The sequence below is a fragment of the Acinetobacter sp. AOR12_HL genome, assembly GCF_027855275.1.
In the GTDB taxonomy this organism is placed as follows: Bacteria; Pseudomonadota; Gammaproteobacteria; order Pseudomonadales; family Moraxellaceae; genus Acinetobacter; species Acinetobacter baumannii.
The window spans coordinates 1-18,635 of the sequence record NZ_JAKTIJ010000039.1; the positions used below are offsets into that span (position 1 = coordinate 1).

Below are 18,635 nucleotides of genomic sequence, written 5' to 3' on the forward strand. Positions count from 1 at the left end.
ATCATTAAGAGAATTGAAGAACAACTTGTGTGGATTTTTACTGATTGATTAATCGAAATAATTTTCATTGATTGATTGGTTTAAATTACTCGAAGTTTATTTGAGCGAAATTTAAGTCAGTAATTGATGAGCCAGAATTGGCACCTTGTCTATAAATAAGGTGCAAAATGATTTTAACTGAAGAGTTTGATCATGGCTCAGATTGAACGCTGGCGGCAGGCTTAACACATGCAAGTCGAGCGGGGGAAGGTAGCTTGCTACTGGACCTAGCGGCGGACGGGTGAGTAATGCTTAGGAATCTGCCTATTAGTGGGGGACAACATCTCGAAAGGGATGCTAATACCGCATACGTCCTACGGGAGAAAGCAGGGGATCTTCGGACCTTGCGCTAATAGATGAGCCTAAGTCGGATTAGCTAGTTGGTGGGGTAAAGGCCTACCAAGGCGACGATCTGTAGCGGGTCTGAGAGGATGATCCGCCACACTGGGACTGAGACACGGCCCAGACTCCTACGGGAGGCAGCAGTGGGGAATATTGGACAATGGGGGGAACCCTGATCCAGCCATGCCGCGTGTGTGAAGAAGGCCTTATGGTTGTAAAGCACTTTAAGCGAGGAGGAGGCTACTCTAGTTAATACCTAGGGATAGTGGACGTTACTCGCAGAATAAGCACCGGCTAACTCTGTGCCAGCAGCCGCGGTAATACAGAGGGTGCGAGCGTTAATCGGATTTACTGGGCGTAAAGCGTGCGTAGGCGGCTTATTAAGTCGGATGTGAAATCCCCGAGCTTAACTTGGGAATTGCATTCGATACTGGTGAGCTAGAGTATGGGAGAGGATGGTAGAATTCCAGGTGTAGCGGTGAAATGCGTAGAGATCTGGAGGAATACCGATGGCGAAGGCAGCCATCTGGCCTAATACTGACGCTGAGGTACGAAAGCATGGGGAGCAAACAGGATTAGATACCCTGGTAGTCCATGCCGTAAACGATGTCTACTAGCCGTTGGGGCCTTTGAGGCTTTAGTGGCGCAGCTAACGCGATAAGTAGACCGCCTGGGGAGTACGGTCGCAAGACTAAAACTCAAATGAATTGACGGGGGCCCGCACAAGCGGTGGAGCATGTGGTTTAATTCGATGCAACGCGAAGAACCTTACCTGGCCTTGACATACTAGAAACTTTCCAGAGATGGATTGGTGCCTTCGGGAATCTAGATACAGGTGCTGCATGGCTGTCGTCAGCTCGTGTCGTGAGATGTTGGGTTAAGTCCCGCAACGAGCGCAACCCTTTTCCTTACTTGCCAGCATTTCGGATGGGAACTTTAAGGATACTGCCAGTGACAAACTGGAGGAAGGCGGGGACGACGTCAAGTCATCATGGCCCTTACGGCCAGGGCTACACACGTGCTACAATGGTCGGTACAAAGGGTTGCTACACAGCGATGTGATGCTAATCTCAAAAAGCCGATCGTAGTCCGGATTGGAGTCTGCAACTCGACTCCATGAAGTCGGAATCGCTAGTAATCGCGGATCAGAATGCCGCGGTGAATACGTTCCCGGGCCTTGTACACACCGCCCGTCACACCATGGGAGTTTGTTGCACCAGAAGTAGCTAGCCTAACTGCAAAGAGGGCGGTTACCACGGTGTGGCCGATGACTGGGGTGAAGTCGTAACAAGGTAGCCGTAGGGGAACCTGCGGCTGGATCACCTCCTTAACGAAAGATTGACGATTGGTAAGAATCCACAACAAGTTGTTCTTCATAGATGTATCTGAGGGTCTGTAGCTCAGTTGGTTAGAGCACACGCTTGATAAGCGTGGGGTCACAAGTTCAAGTCTTGTCAGACCCACCATGACTTTGACTGGTTGAAGTTATAGATAAAAGATACATGATTGATGATGTAAGCTGGGGACTTAGCTTAGTTGGTAGAGCGCCTGCTTTGCACGCAGGAGGTCAGGAGTTCGACTCTCCTAGTCTCCACCAGAACTTAAGATAAGTTCGGATTACAGAAATTAGTAAATAAAGATTGAGATCTTGGTTTATTAACTTCTGTGATTTCATTATCACGGTAATTAGTGTGATCTGACGAAGACACATTAACTCATTAACAGATTGGCAAAATTGAGTCTGAAATAAATTGTTCACTCAAGAGTTTAGGTTAAGCAATTAATCTAGATGAATTGAGAACTAGCAAATTAACTGAATCAAGCGTTTTGGTATGTGAATTTAGATTGAAGCTGTACGGTGCTTAAGTGCACAGTGCTCTAAACTGAAATGTTGAAGTTACTAACTTGTAGGTAACATCGACTGTTTGGGGTTGTATAGTCAAGTAATTAAGTGCATGTGGTGGATGCCTTGGCAGTCAGAGGCGATGAAAGACGTGATAGCCTGCGAAAAGCTCCGGGGAGGCGGCAAATATCCTTTGATCCGGAGATGTCTGAATGGGGGAACCCACCTACTTTAAGGTAGGTATTGCAACATGAATACATAGTGTTGCAAGGCGAACGAGGGGAAGTGAAACATCTCAGTACCCTTAGGAAAAGAAATCAATTGAGATTCCCTCAGTAGCGGCGAGCGAACGGGGATCAGCCCATTAAGTTATGTGTGTTTTAGTGGAACGCTCTGGGAAGTGCGAACGTAGAGGGTGATATTCCCGTACACGAAAGGGCACACATAATGATGACGAGTAGGGCGAGGCACGTGAAACCTTGTCTGAATATGGGGGGACCATCCTCCAAGGCTAAATACTCCTGACTGACCGATAGTGAACCAGTACCGTGAGGGAAAGGCGAAAAGAACCCCTGTGAGGGGAGTGAAATAGATCCTGAAACCGCATGCATACAAGCAGTGGGAGCACCTTCGTGGTGTGACTGCGTACCTTTTGTATAATGGGTCAGCGACTTATATTCAGTAGCGAGGTTAACCGTATAGGGGAGCCGTAGAGAAATCGAGTCTTAATAGGGCGTTTAGTTGCTGGGTATAGACCCGAAACCAGGCGATCTATCCATGAGCAGGTTGAAGGTTGGGTAACACTAACTGGAGGACCGAACCCACTGTCGTTGAAAAGCCAGGGGATGACTTGTGGATAGGGGTGAAAGGCTAATCAAGCCTGGTGATAGCTGGTTCTCCCCGAAAGCTATTTAGGTAGCGCCTCGGACGAATACCATAGGGGGTAGAGCACTGTTTCGGCTAGGGGGTCATCCCGACTTACCAAACCGATGCAAACTCCGAATACCTATGAGTACTATCCGGGAGACAGACTGCGGGTGCTAACGTCCGTAGTCAAGAGGAAAACAATCCAGACCGCCAGCTAAGGCCCCAAAATCATAGTTAAGTGGGAAACGATGTGGGAAGGCATAGACAGCTAGGAGGTTGGCTTAGAAGCAGCCACCCTTTAAAGAAAGCGTAATAGCTCACTAGTCGAGTCGGCCTGCGCGGAAGATGTAACGGGGCTAAAACTATGTGCCGAAGCTGCGGATGTATACTTTGTATACGTGGTAGGGGAGCGTTCTGTAAGCCGATGAAGGTGTGTTGAGAAGCATGCTGGAGGTATCAGAAGTGCGAATGCTGACGTGAGTAACGACAAAACGGGTGAAAAACCCGTTCGCCGAAAGACCAAGGGTTCCAGTCCAACGTTAATCGGGGCTGGGTGAGTCGACCCCTAAGGCGAGGCCGAAAGGCGTAGTCGATGGGAAAATGGTTAATATTCCATTACTTCTGTGTAATGCGATGAGAGGACGGAGAAGGCTAAATCAGCCTGGCGTTGGTTGTCCAGGTGAAAGGATGTAGGCATGTATCTTAGGCAAATCCGGGGTACTCTATGCTGAGATCTGATAGCAAGCTGTACTTGTACAGCGAAGTGGTTGATGCCATGCTTCCAGGAAAAGTCTCTAAGCTTCAGTTACACAGGAATCGTACCCGAAACCGACACAGGTGGTCAGGTCGAGTAGACCAAGGCGCTTGAGAGAACTCTGCTGAAGGAACTAGGCAAAATGGTACCGTAACTTCGGGAGAAGGTACGCTGTTGTTGGTGATGGAACTCGCTTCCTGAGCTGACGACAGCCGCAGAAACCAGGCCGCTGCAACTGTTTATTAAAAACATAGCACTCTGCAAACACGAAAGTGGACGTATAGGGTGTGATGCCTGCCCGGTGCTGGAAGGTTAATTGATGGGGTTAGCGTAAGCGAAGCTCTTGATCGAAGCCCCAGTAAACGGCGGCCGTAACTATAACGGTCCTAAGGTAGCGAAATTCCTTGTCGGGTAAGTTCCGACCTGCACGAATGGCATAATGATGGCGGCGCTGTCTCCAGCAGAGGCTCAGTGAAATCGAAATCGCTGTGAAGATGCAGTGTACCCGCGGCTAGACGGAAAGACCCCGTGAACCTTTACTGCAGCTTGACACTGAACTTTGACCTTACTTGTGTAGGATAGGTGGGAGGCTTTGAAGCTGGAACGCTAGTTCCAGTGGAGCCGTCCTTGAAATACCACCCTGGTAATGTTGAGGTTCTAACTCTGTCCCGTGATCCGGGACGAGGACCGTGTCTGGTGGGTAGTTTGACTGGGGCGGTCTCCTCCTAAAGAGTAACGGAGGAGTACGAAGGTGCGCTCAGCGTGGTCGGAAATCACGCGTAGAGTATAAAGGCAAAAGCGCGCTTAACTGCGAGACCCACAAGTCGAGCAGGTACGAAAGTAGGTCTTAGTGATCCGGTGGTTCTGTATGGAAGGGCCATCGCTCAACGGATAAAAGGTACTCTGGGGATAACAGGCTGATACCGCCCAAGAGTTCATATCGACGGCGGTGTTTGGCACCTCGATGTCGGCTCATCTCATCCTGGGGCTGAAGCAGGTCCCAAGGGTATGGCTGTTCGCCATTTAAAGAGGTACGCGAGCTGGGTTTAGAACGTCGTGAGACAGTTCGGTCCCTATCTACCGTGGGCGCTGGAAATTTGAGAGGATCTGCTCCTAGTACGAGAGGACCAGAGTGGACGAACCTCTGGTGTACCGGTTGTGACGCCAGTCGCATCGCCGGGTAGCTATGTTCGGAAGGGATAACCGCTGAAAGCATCTAAGCGGGAAGCCTACCTCAAGATAAGATTTCCCTAGGACTTTATGTCCTCTAAAGAGCCGTTCGAGACTAGGACGTTGATAGGTTGGATGTGGAAGCATAGTGATATGTGAAGCTGACCAATACTAATTGCTCGTGAGGCTTGACTATACAACACCCAAGCAGTTGTATATGAAGCATCAATCGATTCTTAAATATGCAAGACAACTTGATTTAGTTATACCTCTAGCTAAAATGAACAAGTAAAGTAAGATTCAATCAGCCCAGTCTGTTACAGATTTGGAAAACGCTTCGGCATCAAATAAGACCCAAGCAAGTATCCATAAACAGTTGTGCTGGCGACCATAGCAAGAGTGAACCACCTGATCCCTTCCCGAACTCAGAAGTGAAACCTCTTAGCGCTGATGGTAGTGTGGGATTACCCATGTGAGAGTAAGTCATCGCCAGCTCATTATTCTAAACACCCCCAACCAATGGTTGGGGGTGTTTTTTTATAGCCGGTAAATCAAAATATTATGGAAGTGTTGTGTTATAAACAATAAGAAAATTATATATTTAAATATGCAGAATAAGGGGTAAGTACCTATGATAATCTATGGTGATGTAGATTCAGGTAATTGTTATAAAATCAAACTGTTACTATCCCTATTAAATATAAATCATAGATGGATTCATGTTGATATTTTAAATAAAGATACTCAAACAGCAGAGTTTCTATCTTTAAATCCTAATGGGAAAATACCTGTCTTAGTTTTAGATGATGGACGGGTTCTAAGTGAGTCTAACGCTATTCTAGGCTACTTGGCTGAGGGAACGGAATTGATTCCTGCAGATCCTTATATGAAGGCAAAAATGTATCAATGGATGTTCTTTGAACAATATAGCCATGAACCATTTATTGCAGTTGCTCGTTTTATTAATAAATATCTAGGATTACCGCCAGAAAGAATAGAGGAATATCATAAATTACAACCAAAAGGCCATAAAGCGTTATCTATTATGAATAAAGCTTTAGTAGAGCACGACTATCTTGTTGGAAATAAATTTACAATTGCTGATATTGCTTTATATGCATACACGCATGTAGCTGAGGAAGGCAGCTTCGATTTAAAGTTATACCCAAATATTCAAGAATGGTGTCAACGAATTCAAAAATGTCCAAAATATGTGAGTATGGTTGAATAAAAAAGAACTCTTATAGAGTTCTTTTTTATATGGGGAAGATCAAAATTCTATTTTAATTTAGAAATGTGCTTCTAAGCCCACATAAGGCCCTTTAAATTCAAATTTAAGGTCATTGTTATCGTAATCATCTAAATCGATATTGAGGATACGATAACCAGCTGTTAAGCCTAAATCGATTAATAAATTATCGGCAAACTTATACTTTGCTTCTACTAACGCATCTGTAATTTTTGCATCATCAAAGTTTGTATATGTTGCTTCACCTTTAGCGCTTAACCCTGTAAATGGAAGTTTTACTTCACCTGATAAATAAGCAATCGGATATGTCTTATCAATATCTACACGTTTACCGGTATAGGCAGTAATATCTCCATTTAGTACAGTTGCACCAAGACCTGCATCTACACTGACAATATTATCTAGTAACTCATAGTAGAGAATAAAATCACTATGATCTAAATCAACGTTATAGTTAGCTTGACCCAAAGTTTCTGATTTAGTTTGAGTATCTAAATTAACATAACGAATTTTTGCATTTGGAATAAATGGGATTGGGTGCTCAAAAGCTAATGAAAGTTGAGCACTACCTTTTCGGTCTAGATCTTGATCTTCAGGAGATTGTGAAGACATATTAGCTTTGCCGTCATAAAACCAGTAGCCAACGTCTCCTTTTACGCCTATAAAATCTGCTTGTGCGAATCCGCTAAGACCCATCCCGAGTGCTAAAAAAGACAGTTTTAATATTTTCATCATCAATCCTAAAAAAGAAAATCTTTGAACGCATGATATAGATATCTTTGCAGTTATGCATTGATGAAAAATGGTGAATATAAAGCTTCTATATCTTCAATTTTTAATATTCTTTTATTTAATTAATTTTAATATAAAAATTAATAACTTATAGTGAGTTGAGTTTTGGAGGTTTTAGTATAAATTTTGTGTAAGGGATCTATAATACTTTGATATTTTACTCATCTATAAATTAGTTGATATATCTACTTTATGAATGGGAATAAAATTTTAATGGTAGAAAATATCATTGAATGTAAGAAGGTAATAATATGCTTTAAAACAGGAATATTAGCTAAAAAATAACCAATCTAGATAAGAATCTCTAAAAAAACGTAAATTTTCAGACGGAAATTACAGTAAAAAGAAATAAAAACAGGTATTGTTCAGCTATATAGGGGCAAAAAATGGACAAAAATCTTTAAGGAAGAATTTTCTATTTTTGCTTGTTTGTTAAGGGAATAAAAATACTCAAAAGGTGCATTTTATTTTCTACAAACACAAAAGTATTTTTTGGTTCTTTTTTTGCATGCGGAATAACAATCAACAATAGCAGTAAAAATAAGTAATCTTTTAACATTAGGTGTTCTATGACAGATACTCGTGAAAACTGGACGTCACGATCTGGTTTTATTATTGCAGCCGTTGGTTCGGCTGTAGGCTTAGGTAATATTTGGCGCTTTCCGTACGTTGCGTATGAAAATGGCGGTGGTGCGTTTCTTATTCCCTATCTATTAGCACTCATTACTGCTGGTTTACCGTTATTATTTTTAGATTATGCGGTAGGCCATCGTAGTACTGGTTCACCTCCTAAGGCATATCGTGCCTTATTTAAAGGTGGTGAAACATTAGGGTGGTGGCAGGTTTGTGTCTGTATCATCATTGGTTTGTACTATGCAAGTGTACTTACATGGGCTGGTAGCTATGTTTACTTCTCTATTGGCCAAATGTGGGGAAGTGATCCGGAAGGTTTCTTCTTTAATACCTATTTACAGACCACAAAAGCAACCGGCTTTGATTTACAGTTTGTAGGTCATTTATTCTGGCCGATTGTTGGGATTTGGGCACTTACTCTCATCATTCTTTATGGTGGTGTGAAAAAAGGTGTGGAATTATCGAATAAGATTTTCATGCCTTTATTATTCATTCTCTTCACTATTTTAGTTATTCAATCGTTACGTTTACCAGGTGCGGTACAAGGTTTAAATGCATTCTTTACACCGAACTGGTCTGCCATGATGGATTATAAAGTTTGGTTAGCTGCCTATGGCCATACTTTCTTTTCACTCTCAGTTGGTTTCGGGATCATGGTGACCTATGCATCCTATTTAAAACCAAAAACGAATTTAACTGGTTCTGGTTTAATCGTTGGTTTTGCAAATGCATCAACAGAGATTTTAGCGGGTATTGGTATCTTCGCAGCGCTTGGCTTTATGGCACATGCCGCAGGTACTGAAGTTAAGGATGTTGTGAGTGGCGGTATCGGACTCGCATTTATTGCTTTCCCTAAAATTATTTCAAGTTTAGGTTCTGGTGCTGATCTATTCGGTCTTTTGTTCTTCTCTTCATTATTTGTTGCTGGTATTTCTTCAATGGTCAGTATTTTGGAAGTGCCTATTGCAGCAATGCAAGATAAGTTAAAGTGGGGACGTAAGAAAGCGGTAACGATTATTGGTGGTGGTAGTGCACTGGTTTCAATTATTTTATTCTCAAGTGTAAACGCAATTAAGCTCGTTGATATTGTTGATCACTTTATTAATAACATTGGGATTATTGGTGGGGCTTTATTATCAATTATTAGTGTAGCTTGGTTTAAACGTTCAGCACTTAAAGAGCTTCGCGACCATGTAAACCGTATCTCAACCATTCAATTGGGTAAAGGCTGGGACTTCACTTTAACAGTCATTACCTCTTTAATCTTATTAACAACACTCTGTATGACTGTTTTTAATTTGATCAAAAATGGCTATGATACTTATAGTATGAGCTTACAAGGTGTCTTCGGCTGGGGCAGTGTGATTTTCTGTGCAGTCGTTGCTATCGTGTTAAGTAAAATGAAAGATCGCTAGGAGGATAAAATAATGAATACTTCGGCAATCGTGATGTTAATAATTTCGATGGTATTTGTATGGGGTGGATTAGCATTATCCATCTTACATTTAACAAAGCATCCTGAAGAGTTAGACGAAGTTTTAGAAGAAGTAAAAGATCAGCATACGCTTTGATATTCTGATCTAGTAAAAAAGCAGGCATAACGCCTGCTTTTTTTATGCAATCTTTTGAATTTTACAATAATAAAATCCATCACCAGATTGTGCTTCTGGCAACAGTTGTCTGCCATAAGCTTGTTCAATTCCCCAATCTGCCTCGATTTTCACTTCTTTTGCATCAGCATGTTCTGTGAAGAAGTTGATCATCTGCTGTTCGTTTTCAGATTTTAAAATTGAGCAGGTGATATAAAGCAATGTACCGCCAACTTTGAGTTGCTGCCACATGTGCTCTAAGATCTGCTTTTGTAGCTCAATGGTTTGGGCTATGTCACTAGATTGGCGCAATAGGCGTATGTCAGGATGACGTCGAATTACACCTGTCGCAGAACAAGGAGCATCAAGTACGATACAATCTACAGGTTGCACAGGAGTCCACTTGGTTGCATCGGCTGCCAAAATTTCCGTATGGCTTTGATCGAGTGCTAAGCGATTTAAGTTTTCAGTCACGCGGACTAAACGACTGGGGTCCTGATCAATGGCGATGAGCTGTGCTGGTTTAAACTTTTCAAGCAAATGAGCCGTTTTACCCCCTGGGGCAGCACAAGCATCAATAACCGTTTTATTGTTTAAATCAGGCAACAAGGTGGCACATAGCTGTGCATGTTCATCTTGTACAGAGAACCAGCCTTGTTCAAAACCCGGTAACTGAGTGATTTGTACAGATTGCTCAAGGACAATACCAGCTTCGGAAAACAAACACGCACGTGCCTGAATGTCTAAACTTTGTAGTTTTGCTAAATAAGCATCTCGACCAATATGACGTTGGTTCACCCGTAAAGTTAAAGGCGCGGCTTGCTTTAACGATTGGCAGAGAGCTTCTGTTTGTTCTCCCCAATCCTTTTTTAACCGTTTAAAAAGCCAACTTGGTAAGCCATGTGCTTGCTGTAAACCTTGCTGAAAGTCATCAGTTTCACGAGTTGCTCGACGCAAAATTGCATTAACAATACCACTGAGTGCAGGGAAACCAAGTTGTTTAGTTGCATCGACTGTTTCCGAGATGGCAGCGTGTGCTGCAATACGCGTGCATAAAACTTGATAAAGGCCAACGTATAGGCAGGTTTCTACAGTCTCATTGTTTAAAGGTTTGCTGAGTAAAGGCAGGCTAATTGACTTAAGTGCGAACCATTGGCGCAATGTACCTAAAACAAGTTCATGAAATAGTGCACGATCACGCTCTGCTACTTGATTCAGCTGTGTATTTAAAATACTAGCGAGCGATTGACCTTGCTGAACTTTTAGCAAGGTCTGGACGACTTGAGCGCGCAGGTTAAAACGTGATGAATTTGAAGTAACCTGACTCATGGCAGAATCTGTCCTACGTGAAGTTTTTGAGTTTGTGCAATTTGTTGAGCATTTAATGCTTTACCACCCGGCCACTGCACACTCGTTAAACAAATAAATGTATTTTCACCGCAAGCGACATGTACACCCTGTTTATCGATTGCAATAATTTCACCAGCTTGAGCATCTGCTTTGTTTTGATTAGAAATTGTTGAATTCCAAACACGCAGCGCATTATTTTCATCAAGTTGAATAAAGGCAACAGGCCATGGGTTGAATGCACGGATATTGCGGTCAACTTGAACTGCATTCATAGACCAATCAATACGAGCTTCTGATTTCACGAGTTTATGCGCATAGACTGTTAAGCTTTCGTCTTGAACTTTGCGTTCTGCTAAATATTTTTGCAGAGTTTCTTCTGACTCAAGTACCGCACAAATTGCTGTTGCACCTTGAGCTGCAAGTTTGTCATGCAACGTCGCTGATGTATCTTCGGAAGTGATTGGGCAATAGGTTTTATACATCATATCGCCTGTATCTAAACCCGCCGCCATTTGCATGATGGTGATACCAGTTTCATCGTCACCTGTTGCAATTGCACGCTGAATCGGTGCTGCACCGCGCCAGCGTGGTAATAATGAGCCGTGAATATTTAAACAGCCATATTTAGGTGTATCGAGCACAGCTTGTGGAAGAATTAAGCCATATGCTGCAACTACCATGACATCAGCGCCTAAAGCAGCAAGTTCTTGTTGAGCTGCCAAGCCTTCTTCAGTTGAAGCTTTGAAGTGAAGCGGTTGATAAACAGGAATATTATGTTCCAGCGCAAGCTGTTTTACAGGAGACGGTGTTAGTTTTTGTCCACGACCTGCTTTACGGTCTGGTTGAGTATAAACCGCGATAATTTCATGGGAAGTTTTTAGTAGAGCCGCCAATGCTGTTGCAGCAAATTCGGGGGTGCCAGCAAAAATAATTTTCACAAATGCAATCCAAAAAAAGTTTAACGCTAGTATACGTGAAAAACGATTGAAGCCCTAAATCGAGGTACAAAGGAGAGCTAAAGCCATAAATAGTGAACAAAAAATTATTCAAAAATTTTTATTGATAAAAAAAGGTTATAAAAAAATAAAAAATTATTCATGTAAGTTTTGCTAAATATTGACTGAGTATTATCGTTCTTGGCTTTCCCAATATTATTTGCTTCTATAGAATGGAGAATGATCAAATTATGATGATGAGTCAATATTCCGACTGATCTAACGCTATATCAGTATCATTCAGCCAGAGTGGAAGTCATTTCACTCAAGCACAACTTGTTGGAAACACAAATGCCTGACTATCGTTCAAAAACATCGACACACGGAAGAAATATGGCTGGCGCACGTGGCTTATGGCGTGCAACAGGAATGAAAGATGAAGATTTCGGCAAACCGATTATTGCAGTGGTCAATTCATTTACCCAATTTGTTCCGGGCCACGTCCATCTGAAAGATTTAGGACAGCTTGTCGCGGCAGAAATTCAGGCAGCAGGTGGTGTTGCTAAAGAGTTCAATACAATCGCGGTGGATGACGGTATCGCAATGGGGCATGATGGCATGCTTTATTCATTACCATCACGTGATTTAATTGCGGACTCAGTTGAATATATGGTGAATGCACATTGTGCCGATGCGATGGTGTGTATTTCGAACTGTGACAAAATTACTCCGGGAATGTTGATGGCTGCGATGCGCCTAAATATTCCTGTGGTGTTTGTGTCTGGCGGACCAATGGAAGCAGGTAAGGTTAAATTCCGCGGTGATGAAAAAGCAATTGACCTTGTAGATGCTATGGTTGTTGCAGCTGATGACAGCTACACAGACGAAGAAGTTGCAGAATTTGAACGTTCAGCATGTCCAACCTGTGGTTCGTGTTCAGGTATGTTTACTGCGAACTCAATGAACTGTTTAACAGAAGCGCTAGGTTTATCGTTACCGGGCAATGGTTCTATCGTTGCAACGCATGCAAATCGTAAAAAATTATTCTTAAAAGCAGGTCAGCTTATTGTTGAATTGGCCAAACGCTACTATGAGCAAAATGATGCAAGTATTTTGCCTCGTTCAATTGCCACTAAAGCTGCCTTTAAAAATGCGATGACACTTGATATTGCAATGGGTGGATCAACCAATACAGTTCTCCACTTGTTAGCTGCGGCAAATGAAGCTGAAGTTGACTTTACGATGGATGATATTGATGAATTGTCACGTCGAGTACCAGTGCTTTCAAAAGTAGCACCAGCAAAACAAGACGTACATATGGAAGATGTACATCGTGCAGGCGGTATTATGGCCATTTTAGGCGAGCTTGATCGTGCGAATCTACTTGATGTATCTGTACCAACCGTACATGAAAAAACATTAAAAGATGCGTTAGATAAGTGGGATATTATCCGTACTGAAGATCCAGATGTATATGAGTTCTATCGTTCATCTCCGGGTGGTGTTCCAACTCAGGTTGCATTCTCACAAAACCGTTACTACTCAACTTTAGATGGCGACCGTGAAAAGGGCGTAATTCGTAATGCAGAACATGCATTCTCTAAAGATGGTGGTTTAGCTGTTTTATACGGCAACATCGCACTTGATGGTTGTATCGTAAAAACTGCGGGTGTAGATGAATCTATTTTAAAATTCACTGGTACAGCACGCGTTTTTGAGAGCCAAGATGCAGCTGTAGAAGCAATTTTAGGCAATGAGATTAAAGCTGGCGATGTTGTTGTTATTCGCTACGAAGGTCCACGTGGTGGTCCGGGCATGCAAGAAATGCTTTACCCAACCAGCTATCTTAAATCTAAAGGTTTAGGAAAAGACTGTGCGTTAGTTACAGATGGCCGTTTCTCTGGTGGTTCATCAGGTCTTTCAATTGGTCACGTTTCGCCAGAAGCTGCTGAAGGCGGTGCGATTGGTTTGGTTGAAGATGGCGATACCATCGAAATTGATATTCCAAACCGTACCATTCACTTGAATATTGATGATGCGACTTTGGCGCACCGTCGTACAGTTCAAGAAGCGAAAGGTTGGCATCCGAAGGAAGAACGTAAACGTAAGGTATCAAAAGCGTTAAAAGTTTATGCAATGCATACCACAAGTGCAGCAAAAGGAGCTGTACGCGTTCTATAAAATATTCAATTTTAATAATTGAGTAGGAAACATGCACCCATTAACACGATGAATTGTTATCATGTTAAGGGTGCATTTTTTATGTCTGGTAAAAAAAATCCGCTTGTAGAAAAAGGTGGTTTCAGATCATTCTATGGGTTTGCCATAAAATGGTGATAAAATCTTCACCTACGCAGAAACTCGCGAAATAACATGACATATTTTCTGCGCGAACTTAGGTAGTCATTTTTCTATCTCGACTACTGTTTCACCTTGCACTATGATCAAAATAACTTTTGATCTCGCTTAGGATTTATTTTTAGAGGCACTACTCATGTCACTGCTACGCCGTTGGTTTGACCCTATCCGATCGAGCTGGTTTTACCAAAAGCCTTCTCGTCAAGCGGTGTTACCCACGGAAAATGGTTTAAGTATTTATTTACGACTTGATGATGTGTATAGCTATCTGGCTGTTCAGCAATTGTCTCAGCTAGATGAAATTTTAAGTGATGAACTTAAACCTTTAAAAATTATTATTTCCCATACGGCTTCTGAACCTCCAAATAGCATGACGCATGAGGAGTGGCAGCATTATTGTTTAAATGATGCCAAAATTTTAGCAAATCAGCACCGGTTTGCTTTTGATGAGTTTCCAGAAATCCCAAGTCCAGAATCTTTAAAACAAGCCGCTGTCATATTAAAAAGAACCCCACTACAAGGTCAGAACTTCTTACATTTACTTGAAGATATCTTTCACATGCTTTGGCAACAGCAATATGGAAAATTGCGTACTCTACATGCCATGGCGGTCAAGCATCAGGTTCCTCAGCATTTTCCAGAACGTATTTTTACGGATGAACCTGTTCGAGCGGCATACTTTGAGTTTGGTGGACGTAAATATCATGCAGTAGATGATTTATTACGTTTAACCCGACGTTTAAAACAACAAAAGTTACTGACAGGTAATCCGATATTTTTAATTAATCATATCGAATGGCGTGAACATTTGATTAATGATGCTGAGGCGTTAAATGAAATTCAGGCTTTGCATCCTGAACTTGATGTATTTATCGCTTTAGAAGACCCGATGAGCTGGTTGTTGCTTGCCTATATTAAAGAAGAGCTCGCAGACTATTATGATATTCAGCTAAAAGTTTATCCTTTGAGTTATCGGGGCCGAGACTGGTTTGACTGGAGCTTGGCAACACGTGTGTCTAAACGTACCGAGGTTGCTTTTACACCTTTTTGCCGACCTACAGAAGAAAGTACGCTTGGGATGGCAAAGCTTTTCTATAGTGTGCCGGAAAATCAGCAACTTGATACAATTTTCACTATTTTGCAGGCTGTTTGGACGAAAGGAAAAGATCTATCTTTCCAGAAGCATTTCCAACAGTTACAGCAGCAACTGGGTATTGAGCAGTTAACTGAACAGGATATACAGTCGGTTTTAGCGCAAAATGATGCACTTTGCCAAGACAAGCATCAACCTGATTTGCCGGTTTTAGAGTTGCGTATCGATGGGCAAAGCTATGTATTTAATAGCCTGTATCGGGTTTGGATGATTGAAAGTATTTTTAGCAATGTTTTAGAAGAAAAATACAAAACGGCCTCAACTTCTAATTGAGGCCTACTCCTAAAAACAAGAATAGGGCAAAGCCTGTTTTTTCCGTAGCATAACCTTGTAGGGAATCGGAGATAAACAGTGACATTTCTAGCAATTATTATGATGGTGTTTGCCTTTGCGGGCATGATTAAAGGCATGATCGGCTTAGGCTTGCCTGCGGTATCAATGGGCTTACTCACCATCGCAATGAGTCCTTTTCAGGCTGCATCTCTTTTAATTGTTCCTTCAATGGTCACCAACGTCTGGCAGCTTTTTGCTGAAGGACATGTCTGGGCTTTTATTCGCCGTTTCTGGACGTTGCTCGCAGGTATTGTGGTGGGCTCAATATGGAGTTTTCTACCTACCTTAAGTCAAAGTCATGGTCAAAGTAGTGAAATTTTATTAGGTTGCATGTTGGCCTTATATGGGCTTTATGGCCTATGTGTGAAGAAACTTCCGCATTTAGGAAAGCATGAGCGCTGGTTATCACCCATTATTGGATATATCGGCGGGGCAGTGACTGTAGCAACAGGCGTTATTATTATTCCTATTGTGCCGTATTTGCAGTCTTTGCATTTAAAACGTGATGAGTTGGTACAGGCTTTAGGATTAACGTTTACAGTCTCTACCATTTGCCTTGCTGTGTTTTTACACCATAACCCGATGTCAGGGATAACACTGGACTATCGTTTATCTTTCGCTGCGTTGTTAGCTGCGCTCATTGGAATGTGGATCGGTAAAAAAATCCGCTATCGACTGAATGAGCAGATTTTTCGCCGTATCTTTTTTATAGGCTTGATGTCATTAGGACTTTATATGATTTTGCATTAAGTTAATTTTTAAGGACGATGTTGCAATAAAAAGTCTGCAAACTGTTGGTAACTACTAGGCAACTGATTGAAACTTTGTGTGGCCAAAAGTAGTTTACGGTTTGCCCATGCGCCTAGCAGTTGAATTGAATGAAAATCATAGTCCGATTGTAGGCGCTGTGCAGCACGGGCAGGCATAATCGCAATTCCTACACCTTTAGCGACTACCTCGACAATTGCGCCAAAGTTAGGTAAGCGCAACCGATACTGTATGTTAAAACCTAATAATTTGGCTTGGGTTTCAATGGACTGTTGTAAAGAGTGATGCGATTTGAGTCCAATAAAACCATAGCTTAAAGCATCTACTAAATTTAGCTCTTTGTAGTGGGCTAACTCATGTGTCACAGGGCAAATAAGTACTAATGGGTCGCTTGCAAACTCTTTAGTTTGCAAATGTCGGGTATTGAAAAAACTCGAGACTAGGCCAAGACTTGCAATCCCTTGGGTTAATGCATCTACAATTTCTGAACTTTCTGCTTCATGCAAATCGATATTCATTTCTGGATGAAGCACCAAATATTGCGGTAATAACGTAGGTAGATATTCACTTTGAGCAGATGAGTTACACCAAAGTGTTAATGCTTCTGTTGTCGGCTGTCTGAACCGCTGCATTTCTTGTTCGAGTTGATCTTTTTGAGCTAAAAGCTGACGAGCATGTTCTACAAATGCATGTCCAGCTGTAGTGAGTTCTACACCTGTGGTTTGGCGAATAAATAAGGGGGTCTCAAAATACTGTTCAAGTTTTTTTATACGTTCACTCGCCGCCTGAAGTGAAATCGCAGAGCGGTCAGCGCCTTTGGTGAGGCTACCAGTCGAGACAATATGAAGAACCAGCTGTAAATCAAAAAAATCAAAACGCATGATAGGAACGTATTGAAATGCAAAAATTCATCATACTAAATCGGAATGAAAAAAGGCAGCTTGCGCTGCCTTTTAGAATTTAGGTTTTATCTTTTAAACTAAACAGCCAGTTTAAAATAATGGCTGCAAACGTTGCTGTACCAATACCACCTAAATTGAAATTACCGAACAATAATTCAAAGTTTCCAGCACCCAAAATAATGGTTACTGAAGCCACAATCAGATTTTTATTGTTAGAAAAATCGACTTTGTTTTCAATCCAGATTTTTGCACCGGCAATGGTAATTAAGCCAAATACCACAATAGATGCACCTGTAAGAACTGCACTTGGAATGGTACTAATGACAGCGCCAAATTTTGGTGATAGACCTAAGAAAATAGCAAAGATGCCTGCAATCACAAATACAATGGTTGAGTACACACGAGTGACTGCCATCACACCAATGTTTTCACCGTAAGTCGTCATCCCTGGCGCGCCAACACTACCAGAAAGTGTCGTAGCTAAACCATCAGCGACAAAGGCTTTGCCTAATTGTGGAGTTAGGTTTTCTCCAGTCATTGCACCTACTGCTTTGATATGACCTAAGTTTTCTGCTACTAAAATCAGTGCAACTGGTGCAATAATTAAAATAGCCTTGGTATCAAAAGTAGGATGTGAAAAGCTTGGAATACCGAACCACGAAGCTTGTGAGATCTGGCTAAAATCGATCGGTTTACCTAAACCTAGACCATTTGTCGCAATCGCATAGATTACATAAGCCAAGATCAAACCTACCAATAGAAGTAGACGCTGCAATAAGCCTCGTGTAAAAACTGCAATACTGCCCATACAAAGTACAGTAATTAAGGCCATCCACATTTCAAATGGTTGGCCTGCAACGCCTTTAATGGTAACAGGGGCAAGGTTGAGACCAATAATCATCACAATTGCACCAGTCACCACAGGCGGCATAAGTTTTTCAATCCAGCGTGTACCCGTGAGCATGACAATAAAACCGATGAGTGCATAAAAGATACCGCACGCTACGATCCCACCCAACGCAATAGAAAGATTTGGATTGGCCCCTGAACCTGTGATATGCCCCGTAGCTGCTGCAACAACACCAATAAAGGCAAAACTCGATCCTAAATAACTAGGAACACGACCACCCGTAATTAAGAAGAACAGGATGGTACAGATACCTGACATTAAAATAGCAAGGTTAGGGTTAAAGCCCATGAGTAAAGGTGCTAAAACAGTTGCTCCAAACATGGCAAATGCATGCTGGACACCTAAAATAGCACTTTGAACTGGAGGGAGATATTCATTGGTAGAGACCGGTCGATGGTCAACATCACCTTGGTAAGGCTGCCATTTGGGAAACCAGTTGGACATAAAATAAGCTCATTATTCTTTAATTGGTGCAATGATACTCTTTCTTGTAAAAGCATTTAATCTCTTGTATTGAATATGAAAGTGAAAAGTAATTATTTTTTAACGATCGGTATAATTTTATAAATTCTAAATATAAGGAATTAGGTGTTTTTTTCTGATAAAAATTAATTTTATGATTTTTAAAAAAATATTCTAAAAAATGAA

11 protein-coding genes, 2 tRNA genes and 3 rRNA genes are annotated in these 18,635 nt (G+C 41.9%); 11 read left to right on the forward strand and 5 right to left on the reverse strand.

The window, feature by feature from the left end:
- The first annotated feature begins 174 nt into the window (after positions 1-174).
- From MKL36_RS16865 to MKL36_RS16890, 6 genes are all read left to right on the forward strand, one after another.
- Positions 175-1,711, forward strand: a 16S ribosomal RNA gene (locus MKL36_RS16865).
- Between the two features lie 59 nt (positions 1,712-1,770).
- Positions 1,771-1,847 (forward strand) — tRNA-Ile (locus tag MKL36_RS16870).
- 55 nt (positions 1,848-1,902) lie between these two features.
- Positions 1,903-1,978, forward strand: a tRNA-Ala gene (locus MKL36_RS16875).
- 340 nt (positions 1,979-2,318) lie between these two features.
- A 23S ribosomal RNA gene (locus tag MKL36_RS16880) occupies positions 2,319-5,211 on the forward strand.
- 184 nt (positions 5,212-5,395) lie between these two features.
- Positions 5,396-5,510 (forward strand): 5S ribosomal RNA (gene rrf / locus MKL36_RS16885).
- The 16S, 23S and 5S rRNA genes sit together here with 2 tRNA genes alongside, the layout of an rRNA operon.
- 136 nt (positions 5,511-5,646) lie before the next feature.
- Complete coding sequence (locus MKL36_RS16890; protein ID WP_021510264.1) at positions 5,647-6,246, forward strand: glutathione S-transferase family protein; 600 nt, start codon at positions 5,647-5,649, stop codon at positions 6,244-6,246.
- A 57-nt stretch (positions 6,247-6,303) separates the two neighbouring features.
- Here MKL36_RS16890 and MKL36_RS16895 read toward each other — a convergent pair whose 3' ends face one another.
- Entirely contained in the window at positions 6,304-6,996 is a 693-nt protein-coding gene (locus MKL36_RS16895; protein WP_000698062.1) for a TIGR04219 family outer membrane beta-barrel protein, read from the reverse strand.
- Between the two features lie 629 nt (positions 6,997-7,625).
- Between MKL36_RS16895 and MKL36_RS16900 the strand changes: the two genes are divergently transcribed.
- A complete protein-coding gene (locus tag MKL36_RS16900; protein WP_000132725.1) occupies positions 7,626-9,104 on the forward strand; it encodes a sodium-dependent transporter in 1,479 nt (492 codons plus the stop codon).
- A gap of 12 nt (positions 9,105-9,116) precedes the next feature.
- Positions 9,117-9,260, forward strand: a complete 144-nt coding sequence (locus tag MKL36_RS16905) for a methionine/alanine import family NSS transporter small subunit (RefSeq protein ID WP_001097630.1) — start codon at positions 9,117-9,119, stop codon at positions 9,258-9,260.
- A 42-nt stretch (positions 9,261-9,302) separates the two neighbouring features.
- On the opposite strand, the gene rsmB is transcribed toward MKL36_RS16905, so the two are convergent.
- Positions 9,303-10,607, reverse strand: coding sequence for a 16S rRNA (cytosine(967)-C(5))-methyltransferase RsmB (gene rsmB / locus MKL36_RS16910; RefSeq protein WP_021510263.1), 1,305 nt, complete (start codon positions 10,605-10,607; stop codon positions 9,303-9,305).
- Positions 10,604-11,566: a methionyl-tRNA formyltransferase gene (gene fmt, locus MKL36_RS16915; RefSeq protein ID WP_021510262.1), complete on the reverse strand. Its 963-nt coding sequence runs from the start codon at positions 11,564-11,566 to the stop codon at positions 10,604-10,606. Before fmt ends, rsmB begins: the two co-directional genes overlap by 4 nt.
- A 348-nt stretch (positions 11,567-11,914) precedes the next feature.
- Between fmt and ilvD the strand changes: the two genes are divergently transcribed.
- The 3 genes from ilvD to MKL36_RS16930 all read left to right on the forward strand — a co-directional run bounded on the left by ilvD (position 11,915) and on the right by MKL36_RS16930 (position 16,157).
- Positions 11,915-13,744: a dihydroxy-acid dehydratase gene (gene ilvD / locus MKL36_RS16920; protein WP_021510261.1), complete on the forward strand. Its 1,830-nt coding sequence runs from the start codon at positions 11,915-11,917 to the stop codon at positions 13,742-13,744.
- A 313-nt stretch (positions 13,745-14,057) separates the two neighbouring features.
- Positions 14,058-15,347: a hypothetical protein gene (locus MKL36_RS16925; RefSeq protein ID WP_000055250.1), complete on the forward strand. Its 1,290-nt coding sequence runs from the start codon at positions 14,058-14,060 to the stop codon at positions 15,345-15,347.
- Between the two features lie 78 nt (positions 15,348-15,425).
- Complete coding sequence (locus MKL36_RS16930; protein WP_000143321.1) at positions 15,426-16,157, forward strand: sulfite exporter TauE/SafE family protein; 732 nt, start codon at positions 15,426-15,428, stop codon at positions 16,155-16,157.
- 8 nt (positions 16,158-16,165) lie between these two features.
- Here the strand turns inward: MKL36_RS16930 and MKL36_RS16935 are convergent, their stop codons facing one another.
- Both MKL36_RS16935 and MKL36_RS16940 read right to left on the reverse strand, forming a co-directional pair.
- On the reverse strand, positions 16,166-17,056 hold the full coding sequence (locus tag MKL36_RS16935; protein WP_001209849.1) for a LysR family transcriptional regulator: 891 nt from the start codon (positions 17,054-17,056) through the stop codon (positions 16,166-16,168).
- A 79-nt stretch (positions 17,057-17,135) separates the two neighbouring features.
- Positions 17,136-18,431 (reverse strand): solute carrier family 23 protein, encoded by a 1,296-nt coding sequence (locus MKL36_RS16940; protein ID WP_002057504.1) that lies wholly within the window; start codon positions 18,429-18,431, stop codon positions 17,136-17,138.
- Positions 18,432-18,635: the final 204 nt, after the last annotated feature.

Coding starts and splice junctions, on each gene's coding strand:
- MKL36_RS16890 (WP_021510264.1), top strand. CDS start 5,647: ATGATAATCTATGGTGATGTAGATTCAGGTAATTGTTATAAAATCAAA.
- MKL36_RS16895 (WP_000698062.1), bottom strand. CDS start 6,996: ATGAAAATATTAAAACTGTCTTTTTTAGCACTCGGGATGGGTCTTAGC.
- MKL36_RS16900 (WP_000132725.1), top strand. CDS start 7,626: ATGACAGATACTCGTGAAAACTGGACGTCACGATCTGGTTTTATTATT.
- MKL36_RS16905 (WP_001097630.1), top strand. CDS start 9,117: ATGAATACTTCGGCAATCGTGATGTTAATAATTTCGATGGTATTTGTA.
- rsmB (WP_021510263.1), bottom strand. CDS start 10,607: ATGAGTCAGGTTACTTCAAATTCATCACGTTTTAACCTGCGCGCTCAA.
- ilvD (WP_021510261.1), top strand. CDS start 11,915: ATGCCTGACTATCGTTCAAAAACATCGACACACGGAAGAAATATGGCT.
- MKL36_RS16925 (WP_000055250.1), top strand. CDS start 14,058: ATGTCACTGCTACGCCGTTGGTTTGACCCTATCCGATCGAGCTGGTTT.
- MKL36_RS16935 (WP_001209849.1), bottom strand. CDS start 17,056: ATGCGTTTTGATTTTTTTGATTTACAGCTGGTTCTTCATATTGTCTCG.
- MKL36_RS16940 (WP_002057504.1), bottom strand. CDS start 18,431: ATGTCCAACTGGTTTCCCAAATGGCAGCCTTACCAAGGTGATGTTGAC.